This is a genomic window from Sphingomonas sp. CCH9-E2 (genome assembly GCF_001557215.1).
Lineage (GTDB): Bacteria > Pseudomonadota > Alphaproteobacteria > Sphingomonadales > Sphingomonadaceae > Sphingomonas.
Genome location: NZ_LSJM01000454.1, coordinates 23,219 through 38,808 on the forward strand (window position 1 = coordinate 23,219; position 15,590 = coordinate 38,808).

The 15,590-nt window shown below is 66.5% G+C and carries 16 protein-coding genes; 10 read left to right on the forward strand and 6 right to left on the reverse strand.

Annotation, left to right across the window (positions count from 1 at the left end):
- Window positions 1-49: 49 nt before the first annotated feature.
- Together AX681_RS20250 and AX681_RS20255 are read right to left on the reverse strand one after the other, a co-directional pair.
- Complete coding sequence (locus AX681_RS20250; RefSeq protein WP_066658903.1) at window positions 50-850, reverse strand: undecaprenyl-diphosphate phosphatase; 801 nt, start codon at window positions 848-850, stop codon at window positions 50-52.
- A gap of 57 nt (window positions 851-907) precedes the next feature.
- On the reverse strand, window positions 908-1,837 hold the full coding sequence (locus AX681_RS20255) for a complex I NDUFA9 subunit family protein (RefSeq protein ID WP_066658928.1): 930 nt from the start codon (window positions 1,835-1,837) through the stop codon (window positions 908-910).
- 120 nt (window positions 1,838-1,957) lie between these two features.
- On the opposite strand from AX681_RS20255, the gene pdxH reads away from it, so the two are divergent.
- Entirely contained in the window at window positions 1,958-2,536 is a 579-nt protein-coding gene (gene pdxH, locus AX681_RS20260) for a pyridoxamine 5'-phosphate oxidase (protein ID WP_066658926.1), read from the forward strand.
- On the forward strand, window positions 2,533-3,441 hold the full coding sequence (locus tag AX681_RS20265; protein ID WP_066658901.1) for a cation diffusion facilitator family transporter: 909 nt from the start codon (window positions 2,533-2,535) through the stop codon (window positions 3,439-3,441). The genes pdxH and AX681_RS20265 overlap by 4 nt, the downstream gene beginning before the upstream one ends.
- Here the strand turns inward: AX681_RS20265 and mnmA are convergent.
- Window positions 3,438-4,547, reverse strand: coding sequence for a tRNA 2-thiouridine(34) synthase MnmA (gene mnmA, locus AX681_RS20270; protein ID WP_066658899.1), 1,110 nt, complete (start codon window positions 4,545-4,547; stop codon window positions 3,438-3,440). The two genes, AX681_RS20265 and mnmA, sit on opposite strands and share 4 nt — an antisense overlap.
- Before the next feature lie 114 nt (window positions 4,548-4,661).
- Between mnmA and AX681_RS20275 the strand changes: the two genes are divergently transcribed.
- From AX681_RS20275 to AX681_RS20285, 3 genes are all read left to right on the forward strand, one after another.
- Window positions 4,662-4,886 (forward strand): hypothetical protein, encoded by a 225-nt coding sequence (locus tag AX681_RS20275; protein ID WP_231733696.1) that lies wholly within the window; start codon window positions 4,662-4,664, stop codon window positions 4,884-4,886.
- 100 nt (window positions 4,887-4,986) lie between these two features.
- On the forward strand, window positions 4,987-5,286 hold the full coding sequence (gene sciP / locus AX681_RS20280) for a CtrA inhibitor SciP (protein ID WP_066658893.1): 300 nt from the start codon (window positions 4,987-4,989) through the stop codon (window positions 5,284-5,286).
- A 143-nt stretch (window positions 5,287-5,429) separates the two neighbouring features.
- Window positions 5,430-5,690: a GlsB/YeaQ/YmgE family stress response membrane protein gene (locus tag AX681_RS20285; RefSeq protein ID WP_066658922.1), complete on the forward strand. Its 261-nt coding sequence runs from the start codon at window positions 5,430-5,432 to the stop codon at window positions 5,688-5,690.
- A gap of 56 nt (window positions 5,691-5,746) precedes the next feature.
- Here the strand turns inward: AX681_RS20285 and AX681_RS20290 are convergent, their stop codons facing one another.
- Together AX681_RS20290 and AX681_RS20295 are read right to left on the reverse strand one after the other, a co-directional pair.
- Complete coding sequence (locus AX681_RS20290) at window positions 5,747-6,457, reverse strand: SIMPL domain-containing protein (RefSeq protein ID WP_066658889.1); 711 nt, start codon at window positions 6,455-6,457, stop codon at window positions 5,747-5,749.
- A gap of 88 nt (window positions 6,458-6,545) precedes the next feature.
- Window positions 6,546-6,806, reverse strand: coding sequence for a GlsB/YeaQ/YmgE family stress response membrane protein (locus AX681_RS20295; protein ID WP_066658888.1), 261 nt, complete (start codon window positions 6,804-6,806; stop codon window positions 6,546-6,548).
- 238 nt (window positions 6,807-7,044) lie between these two features.
- On the opposite strand from AX681_RS20295, the gene AX681_RS20300 reads away from it, so the two are divergent.
- From AX681_RS20300 to AX681_RS20310, 3 genes are all read left to right on the forward strand, one after another.
- Window positions 7,045-8,265, forward strand: coding sequence for an efflux RND transporter periplasmic adaptor subunit (locus tag AX681_RS20300; RefSeq protein WP_066658887.1), 1,221 nt, complete (start codon window positions 7,045-7,047; stop codon window positions 8,263-8,265).
- Window positions 8,266-8,278: 13 nt separating this feature from the next.
- A complete protein-coding gene (locus tag AX681_RS20305) occupies window positions 8,279-11,443 on the forward strand; it encodes an efflux RND transporter permease subunit (RefSeq protein WP_066658886.1) in 3,165 nt (1,054 codons plus the stop codon).
- A gap of 106 nt (window positions 11,444-11,549) precedes the next feature.
- On the forward strand, window positions 11,550-12,755 hold the full coding sequence (locus AX681_RS20310; RefSeq protein ID WP_066658877.1) for a DUF445 domain-containing protein: 1,206 nt from the start codon (window positions 11,550-11,552) through the stop codon (window positions 12,753-12,755).
- Between the two features lie 141 nt (window positions 12,756-12,896).
- On the opposite strand, the gene AX681_RS20315 is transcribed toward AX681_RS20310, so the two are convergent.
- Window positions 12,897-13,571 carry an HAD family hydrolase gene (locus tag AX681_RS20315; protein WP_066658875.1) on the reverse strand — a complete coding sequence of 225 codons (675 nt, stop codon included), beginning with the start codon at window positions 13,569-13,571 and terminating at the stop codon, window positions 12,897-12,899.
- Window positions 13,572-13,671: 100 nt separating this feature from the next.
- Here AX681_RS20315 and AX681_RS20320 point away from each other — a divergent pair, with 100 nt between their 5' ends.
- Together AX681_RS20320 and AX681_RS20325 are read left to right on the forward strand one after the other, a co-directional pair.
- Window positions 13,672-14,775: an MlaE family ABC transporter permease gene (locus tag AX681_RS20320; protein WP_066658920.1), complete on the forward strand. Its 1,104-nt coding sequence runs from the start codon at window positions 13,672-13,674 to the stop codon at window positions 14,773-14,775.
- The gene (locus tag AX681_RS20325) at window positions 14,775-15,587 is read left to right on the forward strand and encodes an ABC transporter ATP-binding protein (protein WP_066658918.1); all 813 of its coding nucleotides are present in this window, start codon (window positions 14,775-14,777) and stop codon (window positions 15,585-15,587) included. The genes AX681_RS20320 and AX681_RS20325 overlap by 1 nt, the downstream gene beginning before the upstream one ends.
- Window positions 15,588-15,590: the final 3 nt, after the last annotated feature.

A 15,590-nucleotide genomic window follows, 5' to 3' on the forward strand; every position in this document is an offset into this window, starting at 1 on the left:
ATTGGTGGATATCGTGAAATTTCATTTCAATGATATGGCCGTATCGGCCTTATCTCAGCGAAAGGAGCAGGATTGCGACCATACCGAGCGCGATTCGGTACCAGGCGAAGGGCGCAAAGCCGAAGCGCCCGACGATTTTCACGAACGCCTTCACCACCAGCAGCGCGACGATGAACGACACCCCAAGCCCGATCGCGATCCCGCCCAGATCGTCGGCGTTCAGCAGGTCGCGGTCCTTGTAGAGCGAATAGGCGGTCGCTCCTGCCATGGTCGGCACGGCGAGGAAGAAGCTGAACTCCGCGGCCGTCTTGCGCTCCACGCCCATCAGCAACGCGCCCATGATCGTCGCGCCCGATCGGCTGACGCCCGGGATCATCGCGATGCACTGGACCAGCCCGATCGCGACCGCGGTGGGCAGCGGCATCGTCTCGACCCGCTCGACCTTCACCACCTTCACCATCCGCTCGATCACCAGGATCGCGATGCCGCCGACGATCAGCGCGACCGCGACGGTCATCGGCGACTGGATCAGCTGGCGGATTCCCTCATAGGCGACCGCGCCGATCAGCATCGCGGGCAGAAAGCCGATCAGGATATTGCGCGTGAACCAGATCGCCTCGCGCTCGCCACGCATCAACCCCATGCCGATGCCCCAGAAGCGCCGCCAATAGGCGACCAGCACCGCGAGGATCGCGCCAAGCTGGATCGCAACCTTGAACGCGACCGATCCTTCGCCGGTAAAGCCGAGCAGCTCGCCCGCGAGGATCAGGTGCCCGGTCGACGACACGGGCAGGAATTCGGTCAACCCCTCGATGATGCCGAGGATGATGTAGATCGCGATATCGCCCACGGCGCGCTCCCCCTGCCGGGCGCGCGCCCGGCTATTCTACTGTGCCGGATGTGGCGGTCAGGCGTGGCGCGCGTCGGCGAACCGCCCATGTTTGCGATATTGCACCAGCCAGTGCGGCGCGACCGCGCCCAGCGGGGTCGGCGCGATATCGAACGCGGCAAGGCCCTCGCCCGATGCGATATTGTCCTGCTGCAGCATCAGCCACTGGTCCCAGCTGATCGGCGCTCCGGGCAGGAAACCGAGCGATGCCAGCGCCGCACCGGCGAAGTCGGGGAGCTCGACCACCGGCTTGTCGCGCCCGATTGCGCCGAGCAGCCAGCGGTGGAACTGGGTAAAGGTCATCACGTCCGGCCCGCCCAGCTCGATCGTCTGGCCGGCATAGCGCGTCGGCTCGGCAATCGCGCGCGTCACGGCCTGCGCGACATCGGCGACCCAGACCGGCTGGATCTTGGTCCCGCCCTTGAGCACCGGGACGAACGGCAGCGACGCGGCGAGCGCGGCGAAGCGGTTCACGAACTGATCCTCGCGCCCGAACATCAGGCTGGGGCGCAGGATCGTGGCGGACGGGAAGGCGGCGCGCACCGCCGCCTCGCCATCGCCCTTCGACCGGCCATAGGCCGACGGCGAGTCGCTATCGGCGCCGATCGCGGACATCTGAACGAAGCTGGTCGCGCCCGCTTCGGCGGCGGCCTTGGCGGCGTTGCCCGATCCGCGCGCATTGACTGCGTCCATGCGGCTGCCGAACACGCCGACCAGATTGACCACCGCGTCCGATCCAGCAACCGCGCGCGCCAGGCTGTCCGGGCGGGTCACATCGGCGGCAACGAACTGGGTCTGGCCGAGGCCACCCAGCGGCTTCAGGAACCACGCCGCGCGGGGATCGCGCTGCGCGATCCGCACCCGCGCGCCGGCCTTGAGCAGGCTCTGCGCGATATAGCGTCCGGCAAAACCGCCGCCGCCGATCAACGTCACCAGCTTGTCCTTCATCGCGTCCTCGAACAATTTGACTACAGCTTGCGATCCCCATGCCGCGCGCTGCACCAAAGGGCAATGCCGCGATCGCCGTTCCCCCTCCCGTTCGGCGCGCCAAGGGTCTATGGCGACGGCATGACCGACGATCCCTTTGCCCTGTTCGACGCCTGGTATCGTGAGGCGCGCACGACCGAGATCAATGATTCCAACGCAATGGCCTTGGCCACGGTGAGCCCCGATGGTCAGCCGTCGGTGCGCATGGTGCTGCTGAAAGGGCACGGGCCGGAAGGCTTCACCTTCTATACCAACCGCGAAGGGCGCAAGGCGGCTGAGCTGGAGGCGACACCGCGCGCGGCCCTGCTGTTCCACTGGAAGTCGCTGCGCCGCCAGATCCGCATCGAAGGGCCGGTGAGCCGCGTGAGCGACGCCGAATCCGACGCCTATTTCGCCACGCGCAGCCGCGACTCGCAGCTCGGCGCCTGGGCCAGCGACCAGTCGCGCCCGCTCGCCGATCGCGCGACCTTCGAAGCGCGCTTCGCGGAGATGCAGGCGCGTTTCGAAGGTGGCGATGTGCCACGCCCACCGCATTGGGGCGGCTATCGCGTCGCGCCGGAACGGATCGAATTCTGGCTCGACCGCGAACACCGGCTGCACGAACGCCGCGTGTTCAAGCGCAACGGCGATGGTTGGGACGAAGGGATGCTCTACCCATGAGCGCCACCCCGACCCGGGCAGCGATTGCCAGCGTTTGCGCGGCACTGCTGCTGGGCGGGCTCAAGGCCTATGCCGCATGGACGACGGGCTCGGTGGCGATGCTAGCCAGCCTGTCGGATTCGGTACTCGACCTGATTGCGTCGCTGGTGACGCTCGCCGGAGTGCGCATTGCGGCTCAGCCGGCGGACGCGAAGCACCGTTTCGGCCATGGCAAGGCGGAAGCCTTGGCGGCTTTGTTTCAGGTGCTGCTGATCTCCGCCTCCGCCACCTTCATCGCGGTCCGCGCGATCGAGCGGTTGGCGAGCGGCGAGGTCGCGGCCGATCCCGAAGCGGGGATCGTCGTCTCGGTCATCGCGATCGGGGTGACTTTGCTGCTCACCGCCTATCAGGCGCGCGCCATCGCCGCGAGCGGGTCGATCGCGATCCGCACCGACCGGCTACATTATCAGTCGGACCTGCTGCTCAATTCCGGTGTGATCGCCGCGCTCGTGCTCGAATCGGTGCTGCAGCTGCGCGGCGCCGATCCGCTGTTCGGCATTGGCATCGCGCTGTGGTTGCTGTGGGGCGCATGGCACGCGGCGAGCGACGCGATCGGGCAGCTGATGGACCGCGAATGGCCGGAGGAGAAGCGACGCGCCTTCATCACCTGCGCCGCCGCGATCCCGGGCTTCGAAAGCCTGCACGACCTGCGCACCCGCACCAGCGGTGCGCAGGACTTCGCGCAATTCCATATCCATGTCCCCGCGTCGATGAGCGTCGCGCAGGCGCATGATGTGGTCGAAGCGCTCGAAGCGCGCCTCGAAGCCGAATTTCCCGGCACCGAGATCCTGATCCATGTCGATCCCGAGGGTCAGGTTGACCGCCCCGGCGAACCGCTGCGCGAAGCGAACGAGCTGAAAGGCTAGGCCGCGACCATCTCCGCGCGCCGGGTTTCTGCGATCCAGCCACCGCCGAGCACGCGTTCGCCGGCATAGAGCACCGCCGCCTGTCCCGGCGCGACGCCATATTCGGGCGCGGCGAACACCACCTGGTCCCCCTCCAGGCGTGCCGGAACCGGGCGCGCCATCGATCGCACCTTGGCGGTCAGCGGGCCCTTATGGCTCCCGCCGATCCAGTTCAGCCCCTCGATCCGCGCCGCGCTGACGGCAAGCGCGGACTTGGGACCCACCACCACCTCGCGCGTCGCGGGATCGAGCCGCAGGACATAGAGCGGCTCAGGGCTGCCACCGATTTCGAGCCCCCGGCGCTGGCCGACGGTGAAATGGATCAACCCCTTGTGCTCGCCCAGCGTGTTCCCCGCCTCGTCGACGATTGCGCCGGCGGTATCGGCTTCGGGCCGCAGCTTCTTGACCAGCCGGGCATAGTCGCCATCGGGGACGAAGCAGATGTCCTGGCTGTCGGGCTTGCCCGCCACGCCCAGACCGATCTCAGCCGCAATCTCGCGCACGCGCGCCTTGGGCAGGCCGCCCAGCGGGAATCGCAGGAACTCCAGCTGCGCGCCGGTGGTCGCGAACAGGAAGTAGCTCTGGTCACGTGCCGGGTCGGCGCCCTTGTGCAGCTCCGGCCCCTCCGGCCCCTCGACCCGCTGGACATAATGACCGGTGGCAAGGCAGTCGGCACCCAGATCGCGGGCGAGCGCGAACAGATCGGTGAATTTCGGCCCCATATTGCATTTGACGCACGGGATCGGCGTACGCCCGGCAAGATAGGTGTCGGCAAAATCGTCGATCACCGTCTCGCGAAAGCTGCTTTCGTGATCGAACACATAATGCGCGATGCCAAGCCGGTCGCACACCGCGCGCGCGTCGCGAATGTCGCGCCCGGCGCAGCAGCTGCCCGCGCGCCCCACCGCTTCGCCATGATCATAGAGCTGCAGCGTCACGCCGATCGTCTCCGCCCCGGTGCGCGCGGCGAGCGCGGCCACCACCGAGCTGTCGACCCCGCCCGACATGGCGACGACGATCCGCCGCTGCGCGAGCGGCCCTGACAGCTGAAAATCTCCGGCAAACATTGCCGCGCACATAGGAGTTTCACGGGGGCGATGCAAAATCGCTGTATTTACCGGGCTTTCAGCCTTCGTGCGTAAACGGGGTCGGATGAGTTCGACCGACCACAGCAGGCTCCAGTGGATCTGAGCTACCGATTCGACCGCGACGTCGCGGCGACGCCGGTCGCCGCGCCGGTCGCCGTGCTGCTCGCGGCGGCGGCAGTGCGGCAGTCGGCAAGCCCGACCGCGCGGCTGCAGATCCGGCTCGACCGGCTGACGCCGGTGCACGGCCTGCTCGCACCGGCGCATGGCGCGTTCAACCTGGCGGTCGAGCGCGCGCTAACCCGGTGGCAAGTTCGATGAAGGCGCCATTTACCGTGCCGTTTAGGCGAAGCGAAATCCGCGGACGCTATCACGGGTTTCAGACGCAGTTGGGGACCCCCCGCCCTGATCGAGGTATTGAATGATTGAGAACCAGAAGATCCGTCCAGCGAAAGTGATCGGCCCGCTCGGCGAGCCGCTGACGCTCGATTCGCTGCCGCCGCCCGAAACCACCCGCTGGGTCGTGCGCCGCAAGGCGGAGGTCGTTGCTGCGGTCAATGGCGGCCTGCTCAGCATCGACGAAGTGTGCGAGCGCTACGGCCTGACGGTCGAGGAATTCGCCGGGTGGCAGCGCGCGATCGATCGCTCGGGCATGCCCGGCCTGCGCGTGACGCGGATCCAGCACTACAAGTCGCTCTACGAGCGCCAGCAGAAATACTGAAATGATGCCGGCGGCATAGCCGGATTCTGACCAGCTCTCCCATCCGCCCGCGCCTCAAAACGCGGGCGGAACCATTTTCGGGCTTTGCGCGTCTTCGCTTCACATCGTCCGTGCGACTTGCGGACGTCACAGTGGAGGACGACATGGACCTGGTTGGACTGATTGTCTGGCTCGTAATCGGCGGCGTGGTCGGCTGGCTCGCCAGCCTGGTGATGCGCACCGACGCCCAGCAGGGCATCCTGCTCAATATCGTCGTCGGCATTGTCGGCGCATTCATCGGCGGCCTGCTGTTCGGCGGCTCGATCAACAGTGCGATCACCGTGATGACCTTCGTGTCGTCGCTGGTTGGTGCGATCATCCTGCTCGCGATCGTCAATCTCGTGCGTCGCGGTTCGGTGCGCTGAGTTTAGCTACCCTCGAGAATCAAAAGGGGCCGTCCCGATGGGGCGGCCCCTTTTCTTTACTTGAGCAGGAAGCGGATGCGGACGTTCGCGCTCACCTGCTGCTCACCCGGTGCGATCTGGGTTGAGTCCTTCGCTTCTGCGCGGACCATATATCCCGGAACCGGTCCCGGCGCGCCGCCGTCGCTGCCTTCGCTGACCATCAGGATACGGTCGACCTTCATGCCAAGCGCACCGGCGTAAAGGTTGGCGCGCTCGCGGGCGCGTTTCACCGCATCGACGCGGGCCGCATCCATCGCCGAATCGATCGCATCGATCGTCAGGCTGGGTCCGTCGATCTGGTTCGCGCCCTGCTTGACCAGCGTGTCGAGGATCGTGCCGCTACGTGCGATGTCGCGAAACTTCACCGACACGCTGTTGCTCGCCTGATAACCGGTGATGACCGGCGGCTGATTGTCGGCATAGCGATATTGCGGGCTGAGCGAGATCGTCGCGGTCTGAATATCGCGATCGGCGATTCCCGCTGCCTTGAGCGCGGTCAGCACCGACGCCATCTGTCGCGCATTGGCCGACAGCGCCTCGGCCGCAGTCCCACCCTGGCTGACCACGCCGGCGCGGATTACGGCAATGTCGGGCACGCGGTTGATTCGGCCCTCTGCCACCACGTCGAGCAAGGTGCCCTCGCTGACGGTGGCGATCGGCGCGGTTTGCGCGGTGGCGGCGAGCGGCACGGTTGCGGCAAGTGCGGCGGCGCTCAGCAGTCGGATCATCTAGTCGGGCCTTTCACCAAAAAATTGTCCCGCCGCTGCTTGGGGCAGGGCGGGACAACCGGGGCTGAACGCCCCTTGCAGCCTGCGTTCAGCGCGTGCGGCGCGTCATGACGAGGCGGTAGAGCGCGAGCAGCACGACTGCGCCGACCGTGGCGGCGATATAGCTGTTGAGCGTGCTGGTCAGATCGAGCCCGATCGACGGCGCGACGAATCCGGCGAGCAATGCTCCGGCGATGCCGATCAGAATGGTGACGATGATACCGCGCGGATCCTTGCCCGGCATGATCAGCTTGCCAAGGACGCCGGCCACCAGGCCGATCAGGATCCAACCGAGAATACCTTCGGGCATGCTTTTCCTCCTGTAGTCGCCCCCGTCCCCCGATCAGGCTGGAGCGCGCGGAGATTGCCCGATGTTCGCGGTGCTGAATACCCCCATTTGCGCGTGACTTGCGCTTGCGCGGAATCGCCAAAACGGGCATTTGGCGCGCACCTGAAAACTGCCCTTGAGGCAAGTGACTTATTCAGATAATACAGCGCGACGGGGAGGACCCGCGCCGGCCGATGGTCGGGGGTGAAAGAGGTCGCGCATGAATTACGAGGCTCGGATGTTCGGTGGGGAAGAACGGCTCGCTCTGGCGGGTGAAGGCGAAAGGCGGTCGCGTCGCAAATGGTGGATCATCGCGGGCGTGATCGCGCTCGTCGTGATCGTGGCGGCGTATTTCGCCTTTGCCGCGGGCGGGGCGGGCGACAAGGCCCAACCGGCCAAGGCGGGCGCTGCCGGCGCGGCCAAGGGCGGGCAGGGCGGCGATCGCCAGCTCCCGACCGTCACCGTCGCCGTTCCGGGCCGCAGCGATATCGCCAGCGTCATCAGCGGCACCGGCTCGCTCGCCGCGCGCCGGGAGATGCCGGTCGGCGTCGCCGGTGAAGGTGGCATGGTCACGCGCGTGCTGGTCGAGCCGGGCGATTGGGTGAATGCGGGGCAGGTGCTCGCCACCGTCGACCGTTCGGTCCAGAGCCAGACCGCTCAGTCGCAGGCCGCCAGCATCCGCGTCGCACAGGCCGACCTCAACATCGCCCAGGCCGAGCTCGATCGCGCGCAGCAACTGCTCGCGCGTGGGTTCGTGTCCAAGGCGGATATCGATCGCAAGACCGCAACCCGTGACGCCGCCGCTGCACGCGTGCGCGTTGCCCAGTCGCAGCTGTCCGAGACGCAGGCGCGCAACCGCCGCCTCGACATCCGCGCGCCCGCCGCTGGCCTGGTGCTCACTCGCGCGGTGGAGCCGGGGCAGATCGTCAGCGCCGGTTCGGGCACGCTGTTCCGCGTCGCGCAGGGCGGACAGATGGAGCTGCGCACGCAGCTGAGCGAAGCGGACCTGCAGCGCATTCCCGTCGGCGCACGCGCCGAAGTGACGCCGGTCGGCACCGATCGCGTGTTCGTCGGCGAGGTGTGGCAGGTGTCGCCGGTCATCGACCCGCAGACGCGCCAGGGCATCGCCCGCGTCGCCCTGTCGTTCGATCGCGCGCTGCGTCCGGGCGGCTTTGCTGCTGCACGCATCGTCGCTGGCGGCGCAGTTGCCCCGCTGCTGCCGCAGTCGGCGATCCAGAGCGATGCCAAGGGCAACTACGTCTATATCCTCAATGCCAAGGACGAGGCCGAGCGCCGCGCGGTGACCACGGGTGACGTGTCGGATACCGGCGTCGCGATCACCAGCGGGCTGGACGGAACCGAGCGCGTGGTGCTGACCGCCGGCGCGTTCCTCAATCCGGGTCAGAAGGTCAAGCCGAACCTCACCACGCTGAAGCGTTAAGGGACAACGGGACATGAGCTTTCGCAACATCTCGGCCTGGTCGATCCGGAACCCGGTTCCGCCGATCGTCCTGTTCCTTGCGCTGACCATCGCCGGCTTCGTCAGCTTCGCGCGGATGGACGTGAACAACGATCCGGACATCGACTTCCCGATCGTCTGGGTCTCGATCAGCCAGCCCGGCGCCGCGCCGAGCGAGCTCGAGACCCAGGTGACGCAGCGCGTCGAGGCGGCGGTGCGCAGCCTGCAGGGGATCGACCAGATCGAATCCACCGTCAGCGAAGGCAATTCGCAGACGGTGATCCAGCTCGATATCGGCACGCCGATCGATCGTGCCGTCAGCGACGTGCGCGACGCGGTCGCCCAGATCCGCGGCGACCTGCCCGACGGGATCCTCGAGCCGCTGGTCGGTCGTGCCAACACGTCGGATCAGGAAATCGCGACCTTCACCGCGACCGGCACCGACATGACGATCGAGCAGCTGTCCTGGTATGTCGACAATACGGTGGCCAACGAACTGCTGTCGATCGACGGCCTGTCGGGGGTCGAGCGCATCGGCGGGGTCAGTCGCGAAATCCGCGTCATCCTGAACCTGCCCAAGATCCAGTCGCTCGGCCTCACCGCATCGCAGGTCAACCAACAGCTGCGTCAGGTCAATCTCAACGCGGCAGGCGGACGCACCGAGATTTCGGGCAGCGAACAATCGGTCCGTGTCCTGGGCAACGCGGCGGACGCGAAGGCGCTGGCGGAAACGCGCATCGCCATCGGCGGCGACCGCAATGTCCGGCTCGCCGACATCGCCGACGTCAAGGATCTCTATGCCGAACAACGCAGCCTGGCCGAGTTCAACGGCCGCCAGGTGCTGTCGTTCAACATCAAGCGCGCGAAGGGTGCGTCCGATGTGACCGTGTTCGACGAGGCGGAAAAGAAGCTGGAGGCGCTCAACAAGCGTAACCCCTCGGTCCAGTTCAACGTCCTGTTCAACAGCGTCAAATACACCGAGGCGCAATATCATTCGGCGATGGTCGCAATGATCGAGGGCGCGGTGCTCGCGGTCGTCGTCGTGTTCCTGTTCCTGCGCGACTGGCGCGCGACGGTGATCTCGGCGCTGGCGATCCCGCTCTCGGCGATCCCGACCTTCTGGTTCATGGAGATGCTCGGCTTCACCCTGAACCAGATGACGCTGCTGGCGCTCAGCCTGGTCGCGGGCGTGCTGGTCGACGATGCGATCGTCGAGATCGAGAATATCGTCAGGCACATGCGCATGGGCAAATCGGCCTATCAGGCATCGATCGACGCGGCGGACGAGATCGGCGTTGCGGTTCTCGCGACCACCATGTCGATCGTGGCGGTGTTCCTGCCTGTCGGCCTGATGCCGGGGCTCGCTGGTCAGTTCTTCAAGAATTTCGGACTGACGGTGGTTGCCGCCGTGCTGATGTCGCTGGCGATCGCGCGCTTGCTGACACCGATGATCGCGGCCTATTTCCTGAAGGCCAAGGGTCATGCCAGCCATGGCGAGGGCGCGATGATGGACGGTTATGTCCGCATCCTGCGCTGGACGCTGACGCATCGCTGGGTCGCGGTGGTGGCATTTCTGGTCGCCTTTGCGCTCGAAATCTTCCTCGCGGCGGGTGGACCGTTGCCGTTTACCTTCCAGCCCAATCAGGATCAGGACGACATCACCGTCCAGATCGAGATGGTGCCCGGGACCAGCCTCGAGCAGACCAAGGCCGTCGTCGACAAGGTGACCGCGATCGTCGCGGCGCGCAGCGACGTGGTCGAAAACGTCTATTCGCGCACCTTTGTCGGCAATGGTCGCGTGGTCGCGATCCTGAAGGACGAACGTCCGATCACCAGCGTCGAGCTGGAGCAGGCACTTCAGCCAGCGCTGGCCCAGATTCCCGATGCGCGCGTCAATGTGCGGTCGCAGGGTGGCTGGGGCGGCAGCGGCCGTGCGGTCTCGATCGTGCTGGGCGGTGAGGATCCCAAGCTGCTCAACGACACTGCGCTCAAGATCGTCTCCGAGATGGAAAAGATGCGCGAGCTGCGCGCGCCGCGCATCAGTGGCGATCTCCAGCGGCCGGAAATCGTCATCGAGCCGCGTACCGAGCTCGCCGCCGACCTCGGCGTGACGACTGCCGCGCTCTCGAACGCGATCCGCATCGCGACGCTGGGCGATATCGATCAGAACAGTGCGAAATTCTCGCTGTCCGATCGTCAGGTGCCGATCCGCGTCGCACTCGCCGAAAGCTCGCGCGCCGAGCTGGAGACGATCCGCAACCTGCCGGTGGCGACCTCGACCGGCGGGTCGGTGCCGCTGGGCGTGGTCGCGGACATCAAGTTCGGTGTCGGCGCGACCCGCATCGATCGTCTGAACCAGAAGCGCCGCCTGGTCATCGGTGCCGATCTCGCCACCGATCCCCAGACCGGCAAGCCGTTCGTGCAGGGCGCGGTCATGCAGAAGGTCGATCAGCTGCCCACGATGCGCAACCTGCCGATGGGTGTCGGCAAGCTCGAGGTCGGGCAGGCCAAATGGCAGGCTGAAATGTTGACCAACTTCGTGGTCGCGTTGATCTCGGGCATCCTGCTCGTCTTCGCGGTGCTGGTGCTGCTCTATCGCGGCGTGATGGCGGCGATGGTCAATCTGTCGTCGCTGCTGATCGCGGCGCTGGGCGGATTGATCGCCTTGTGGATCACCAACAACCCGATCTCGATGCCGGTGCTGATCGGGGTGCTGATGCTGCTCGGCATCGTCGCGAAGAACTCGATCCTGCTGATCGACTTCGCGCTGGAGGAGATGGAGAAGGGCGTCGACAAGATCACCGCGATCGTCGACGCCGGGCACAAGCGTGCGCAGCCGATCGTGATGACCACGGTCGCGATGGTCGCCGGCATGGTGCCGACCGCGCTGTCGCTGAACGGCGACGGGTCGTGGCGCGCGCCAATGGGTATCACTGTGATTGGCGGCCTGATCCTGTCGACGCTGCTTACGCTGCTGATCGTCCCGGCACTGTTCAGCCTCGCGCTGGGCATGGAGCGGCGGGTCGGTCCGTGGCTGGGCCGCAGGCTGCTGACCTTCAGCCCCGGTGACGATGCCGAGGACAAGGCGCGCCTTGCCGGCACCGTCCCCGCGGGCCGCATCGGGCATAGCGGCAACGAAGGCACCGCGCCTGCCGAGTGAACCAAAAAGAGGCACGCGGATTGTTCCGGCTATGAACCCGGCAATCCGCGTGCTTTCTGGTCCTGTGATTCGTTCATCCGACCCTGTCCCGCCTGGCCTCAGGCGCATGCGCATCCTCGCCACCGGCCTGCTGGTGGTGATGGCGGCGGTGTATTTCACCGCGCGCAGCTACGAGCCCGACTATACTGCCGCAGGGTTTATCCGTGCCTTTGCCGAGGCGGCGATGGTCGGCGGCCTGGCGGACTGGTTTGCGGTCACCGCGCTGTTCCGCCACCCGCTCGGCCTGCCGATCCCGCACACCGCGATCATCCCGCGCAACAAGGAGCGGATCGCCACCTCGCTCGCCAATTTCCTGCGCGATAACTTCCTGATCCCCCGCGTCGTGGCGCGGCGGATGCGGACGATCGACGTGGCGGGGGCCGCGGGCCGCTGGCTGGCCCAGCCCCCCGAAAGCTCCGGGCGCCTGCGCCGCGGCGCATCGCGCATGGCCGCGAACCTGCTCGAATCGCTCGACAAGGATCAGCTCGGCGGTCTGATCAAGGGCGCGGTCGCCAATCGCCTGCGCCAGACCGACATCGCGCCGTTGCTGGGCCAGGCGCTGGGCGCGGCGATTGCCGAGGGGCGGCATCTGCCGCTGATGGATTCGATGCTGCGCTGGCTGGCCAAGATCATCGACCAGAATGAGGCGCTGATCCGCAAGATGGTGCACGAGCGCGCCGGCGCGATCATGCGCTGGACCGGGCTGGACGAAACGCTCGCCAATGCAATCATCGACGGGCTGTACAAGCTGGTGTCGGACGTCGCCGAGGATCCCGGCCACCCGCTGCGCGCCAAGGTGGAGGAGGGGCTGGAAAAGCTCGCCTTCGATCTGCAGTTCGACATCCCGACCCGGCTGAAGGTCGAGGCGTTCAAGGCCGACATGCTCGACAATCCCGCACTCGCCCGCTGGATCGAGGGGATGTGGGAGCAGGCGCGCAGCGCGCTGCTGCGGGTCGCGCGCGATCCCGACGCCGCGCTGGCGGGCAAGTTTGGCGATGCGCTGCGCCAGCTTGGCGGAACGCTGCAGAGCGATCCGCGCCTGGCGCACATGATCAACCGCTTCGTCCGCCGTGCCGCAGTCGGCACCGCCGCCGATTATGGCGACGGCATCGTCCGGCTGGTTTCGGACACGGTGCGCGGCTGGGACGCGCGCACGATTACCGGACGGCTCGAAAATGCGGTCGGCAAGGACCTGCAGTATATCCGCATCAACGGGACGTTGGTCGGCGGCATGGTCGGGCTCACGCTACACACGTTGCATACGGTGCTGTGAGCAACCTAATCCGCCCCCGCCAGGGGGAGGTGTCAGCGCAGGGGAGGAAGCGCGACGGTTGAGGACATAGCCTTCCTCCCCCTCCGTCGCCCCGGATCAAGTCCGCGGCGTCACCTCCCCCTGGCGGGGGAGGATTGTTGGCTACCCCTCCCAATCCAGCACCGTCCACCCCTTGCGCGCCGCCAGTTTCCGCAGCGGCCCATGCGCATTGACCGCGAACGGCTCGTCCGCCCATTCGAGTACCGGCGCGTCGGACACATGGTCACTGTAAAAGCGCACCCGGATGTCCTTTCGCGCGATCCCCTCGCGCGCCATCCACGCCTCGATCAGCCGCAATTTGGCGGGGCCGTAGCAATTTTCGCCCTCAAGGCCTGCCAGCACATTGCCGTGCGGGTCGCGCCGCGCGGCGGTGGCGATGACCGTGGCGATGTGCAGCCGCGCGGCGATCGCCTGCGCATAATAGCCATGGCTCGCGGTTGCCAGCACCGGCTCCCACCCCGCCGCGCGATCGGCCTCGACCCGCGCGCGGGCGTCGGCGAACAGGTTGGTCGCGGCCATATCGTCGGCGAATGCCTCTGCCACCACGGCCAGTTCGGCGGGCGGGATCGTGCGGCCGATCATCAGGCGATGGGTGATTTCCTTCAGTCGCGCGCGGTCGATCGCCTTGGCGAGATAGGCAAGACTCGCCACCCCCGCGAGCGGCAGCAGCGCCAGCCGCCACGGCGCGCGCACCTTTGCCGCATGGATCAGGAACGGCGTCCAGGTCGCGCGCCGGGTGATCGTCTTGTCCATGTCGTAAATGGCGAGTCGGCGCATCGGAACCTTTCCTGACCGTCCGCAATTGGTTCGGTCGGTATCTTATCCTCTAGCTACAGGTGCTTGCCGTTCCAGTCCGAATCAACGATGGATGGTCGCGATGAACGCGCCAGCCGACTTTCAGCACGACGCGGCCGCGGGGGCGCTGCGGTTCAGCGGCAATCTGTCGTTGCGCGATATCGGCGACCTGCCCGACCGGCTGGGTGCGGTGGAGGGCGATGTGCGCCTGCTCGACATGCGCGGGATCGATCGGATCGACACGGTCGGCGCGTGGCTGATCCACCGCTTTGCGCGCGATCACGGCGCGCAGGTGTCGGGCCTCGATTCGAACCAGCAGCTATTGTTCGACCATGTCGCCCAGGCCGATCACCCGATCGAAGCTCCGCGCAAGCCGATGGGCGCGTTTGCCCAATTGCTCGCCGAAATCGGCGAAGCGGTGATTCAGGCAGCGAAGACGATGTTCGGCCTGCTCGGCTTCATGGGCGCGACCGCCATCGCGGCGGGGCGCGTGATCGCCAATCCGCGCCGCTTCCGCTATCACGCCACGGTCCACCGGTTCGAAGTCGTCGGCGTCTCCGCACTCGGCATCATCGGGTTGATGAGCTTCCTGATCGGCATCGTCATCGCGCAACAGGGCTCGGTACAGCTGCGCCAGTTCGGCGCGGAAGTGTTCACGATCAACCTGGTCGGCCGCATCACGCTGCGCGAACTCGGCATCCTGATGACCGCCATCATGGTCGCCGGCCGCTCGGGCTCGGCCTTTGCCGCCCAGCTCGGCACGATGAAGCTGACCGAAGAAATCGACGCGATGCGCACTATCGGGGTCAACCCGATGGAGGCACTCGTCTTGCCGCGCGTGATCGCGGCGGTGCTCATGCTGCCGTTGCTCGGCTTCTACGCCTCGCTGATCGCGATGATCGGGGGCGGCCTGCTGTGCTGGATCGCGCTCGACATTCCGCCGATTACCTTCGTCCAGCGCATCCGCGAAGTGGTGCCGATCACCGACCTCTATGTCGGGCTGGTCAAGGCGCCCGTGTTCGGCGCGATTATCGCCATCGCCGGCTGCTATCAGGGCATGCAGGTCGAGAGCGACGCCGAACAGGTCGGCATGCGCACCACCACCGCGGTGGTTCAGGCGATCTTTCTCGTCATCGTGCTCGACGCCTTTTTCGCGGTGTTCTTCACCGAAGTGGGGTGGAACTGATGACCGCCCCGACATTCGACGATGAAGAAGCGATCATCCGCGTGCGCGGCCTCAGCAACAGCTTTGGCGAGCAGACCGTCCACGAACAGCTCGACCTCGACGTACGGCGCGGCGAGATTCTGGGCGTGGTCGGCGGTTCGGGAACCGGCAAGTCGGTGCTGATGCGGTCGATCATCGGGCTGCAACAGCCCGATGCCGGCAGCGTCCATGTGTTCGGCGAATCGGTGCTGGATGCCGATGAGCGCGCCGCGATCGAGATCCGTCGCCGCTGGGGCGTGTTGTTTCAGGGCGGCGCGCTGTTTTCGACCCTGACCGTGGCCGAGAATGTGCAGGTTCCGCTCAAGGAATTCTACCCGCAGCTCGACGAACAGCTGCTGGCGGAGATCGCGGCCTACAAGGTCGTGATGACCGGCCTGCCGCCCGAAGCGGGTCCCAAATATCCCGCCGAACTTTCGGGCGGCATGAAGAAGCGAGCAGGCCTCTCGCGCAGCCTCGCGCTCGATCCCGAATTGCTGTTCCTCGACGAACCGACCGCCGGGCTCGACCCGATCGGCGCGGCAGCGTTCGACGAACTGACGCGGTCGCTTCAGCAGACGCTCGGGCTCACTGTGTTTCTGATCACCCACGACCTCGATACGCTCTATGCAATCTGCGACCGCGTCGCGGTGCTGGCCGACAAGCGCGTGATCGCGGTGGGAACGATCGACGAGCTCCTCGCTTTGGATCATCCGTGGATCCAGGACTATTTCAACGGCCCGCGCGGACGCGCGGCGGTGGCGAGCGCGAAACGCGCCGGCGCCATGGGGGCATGAGGG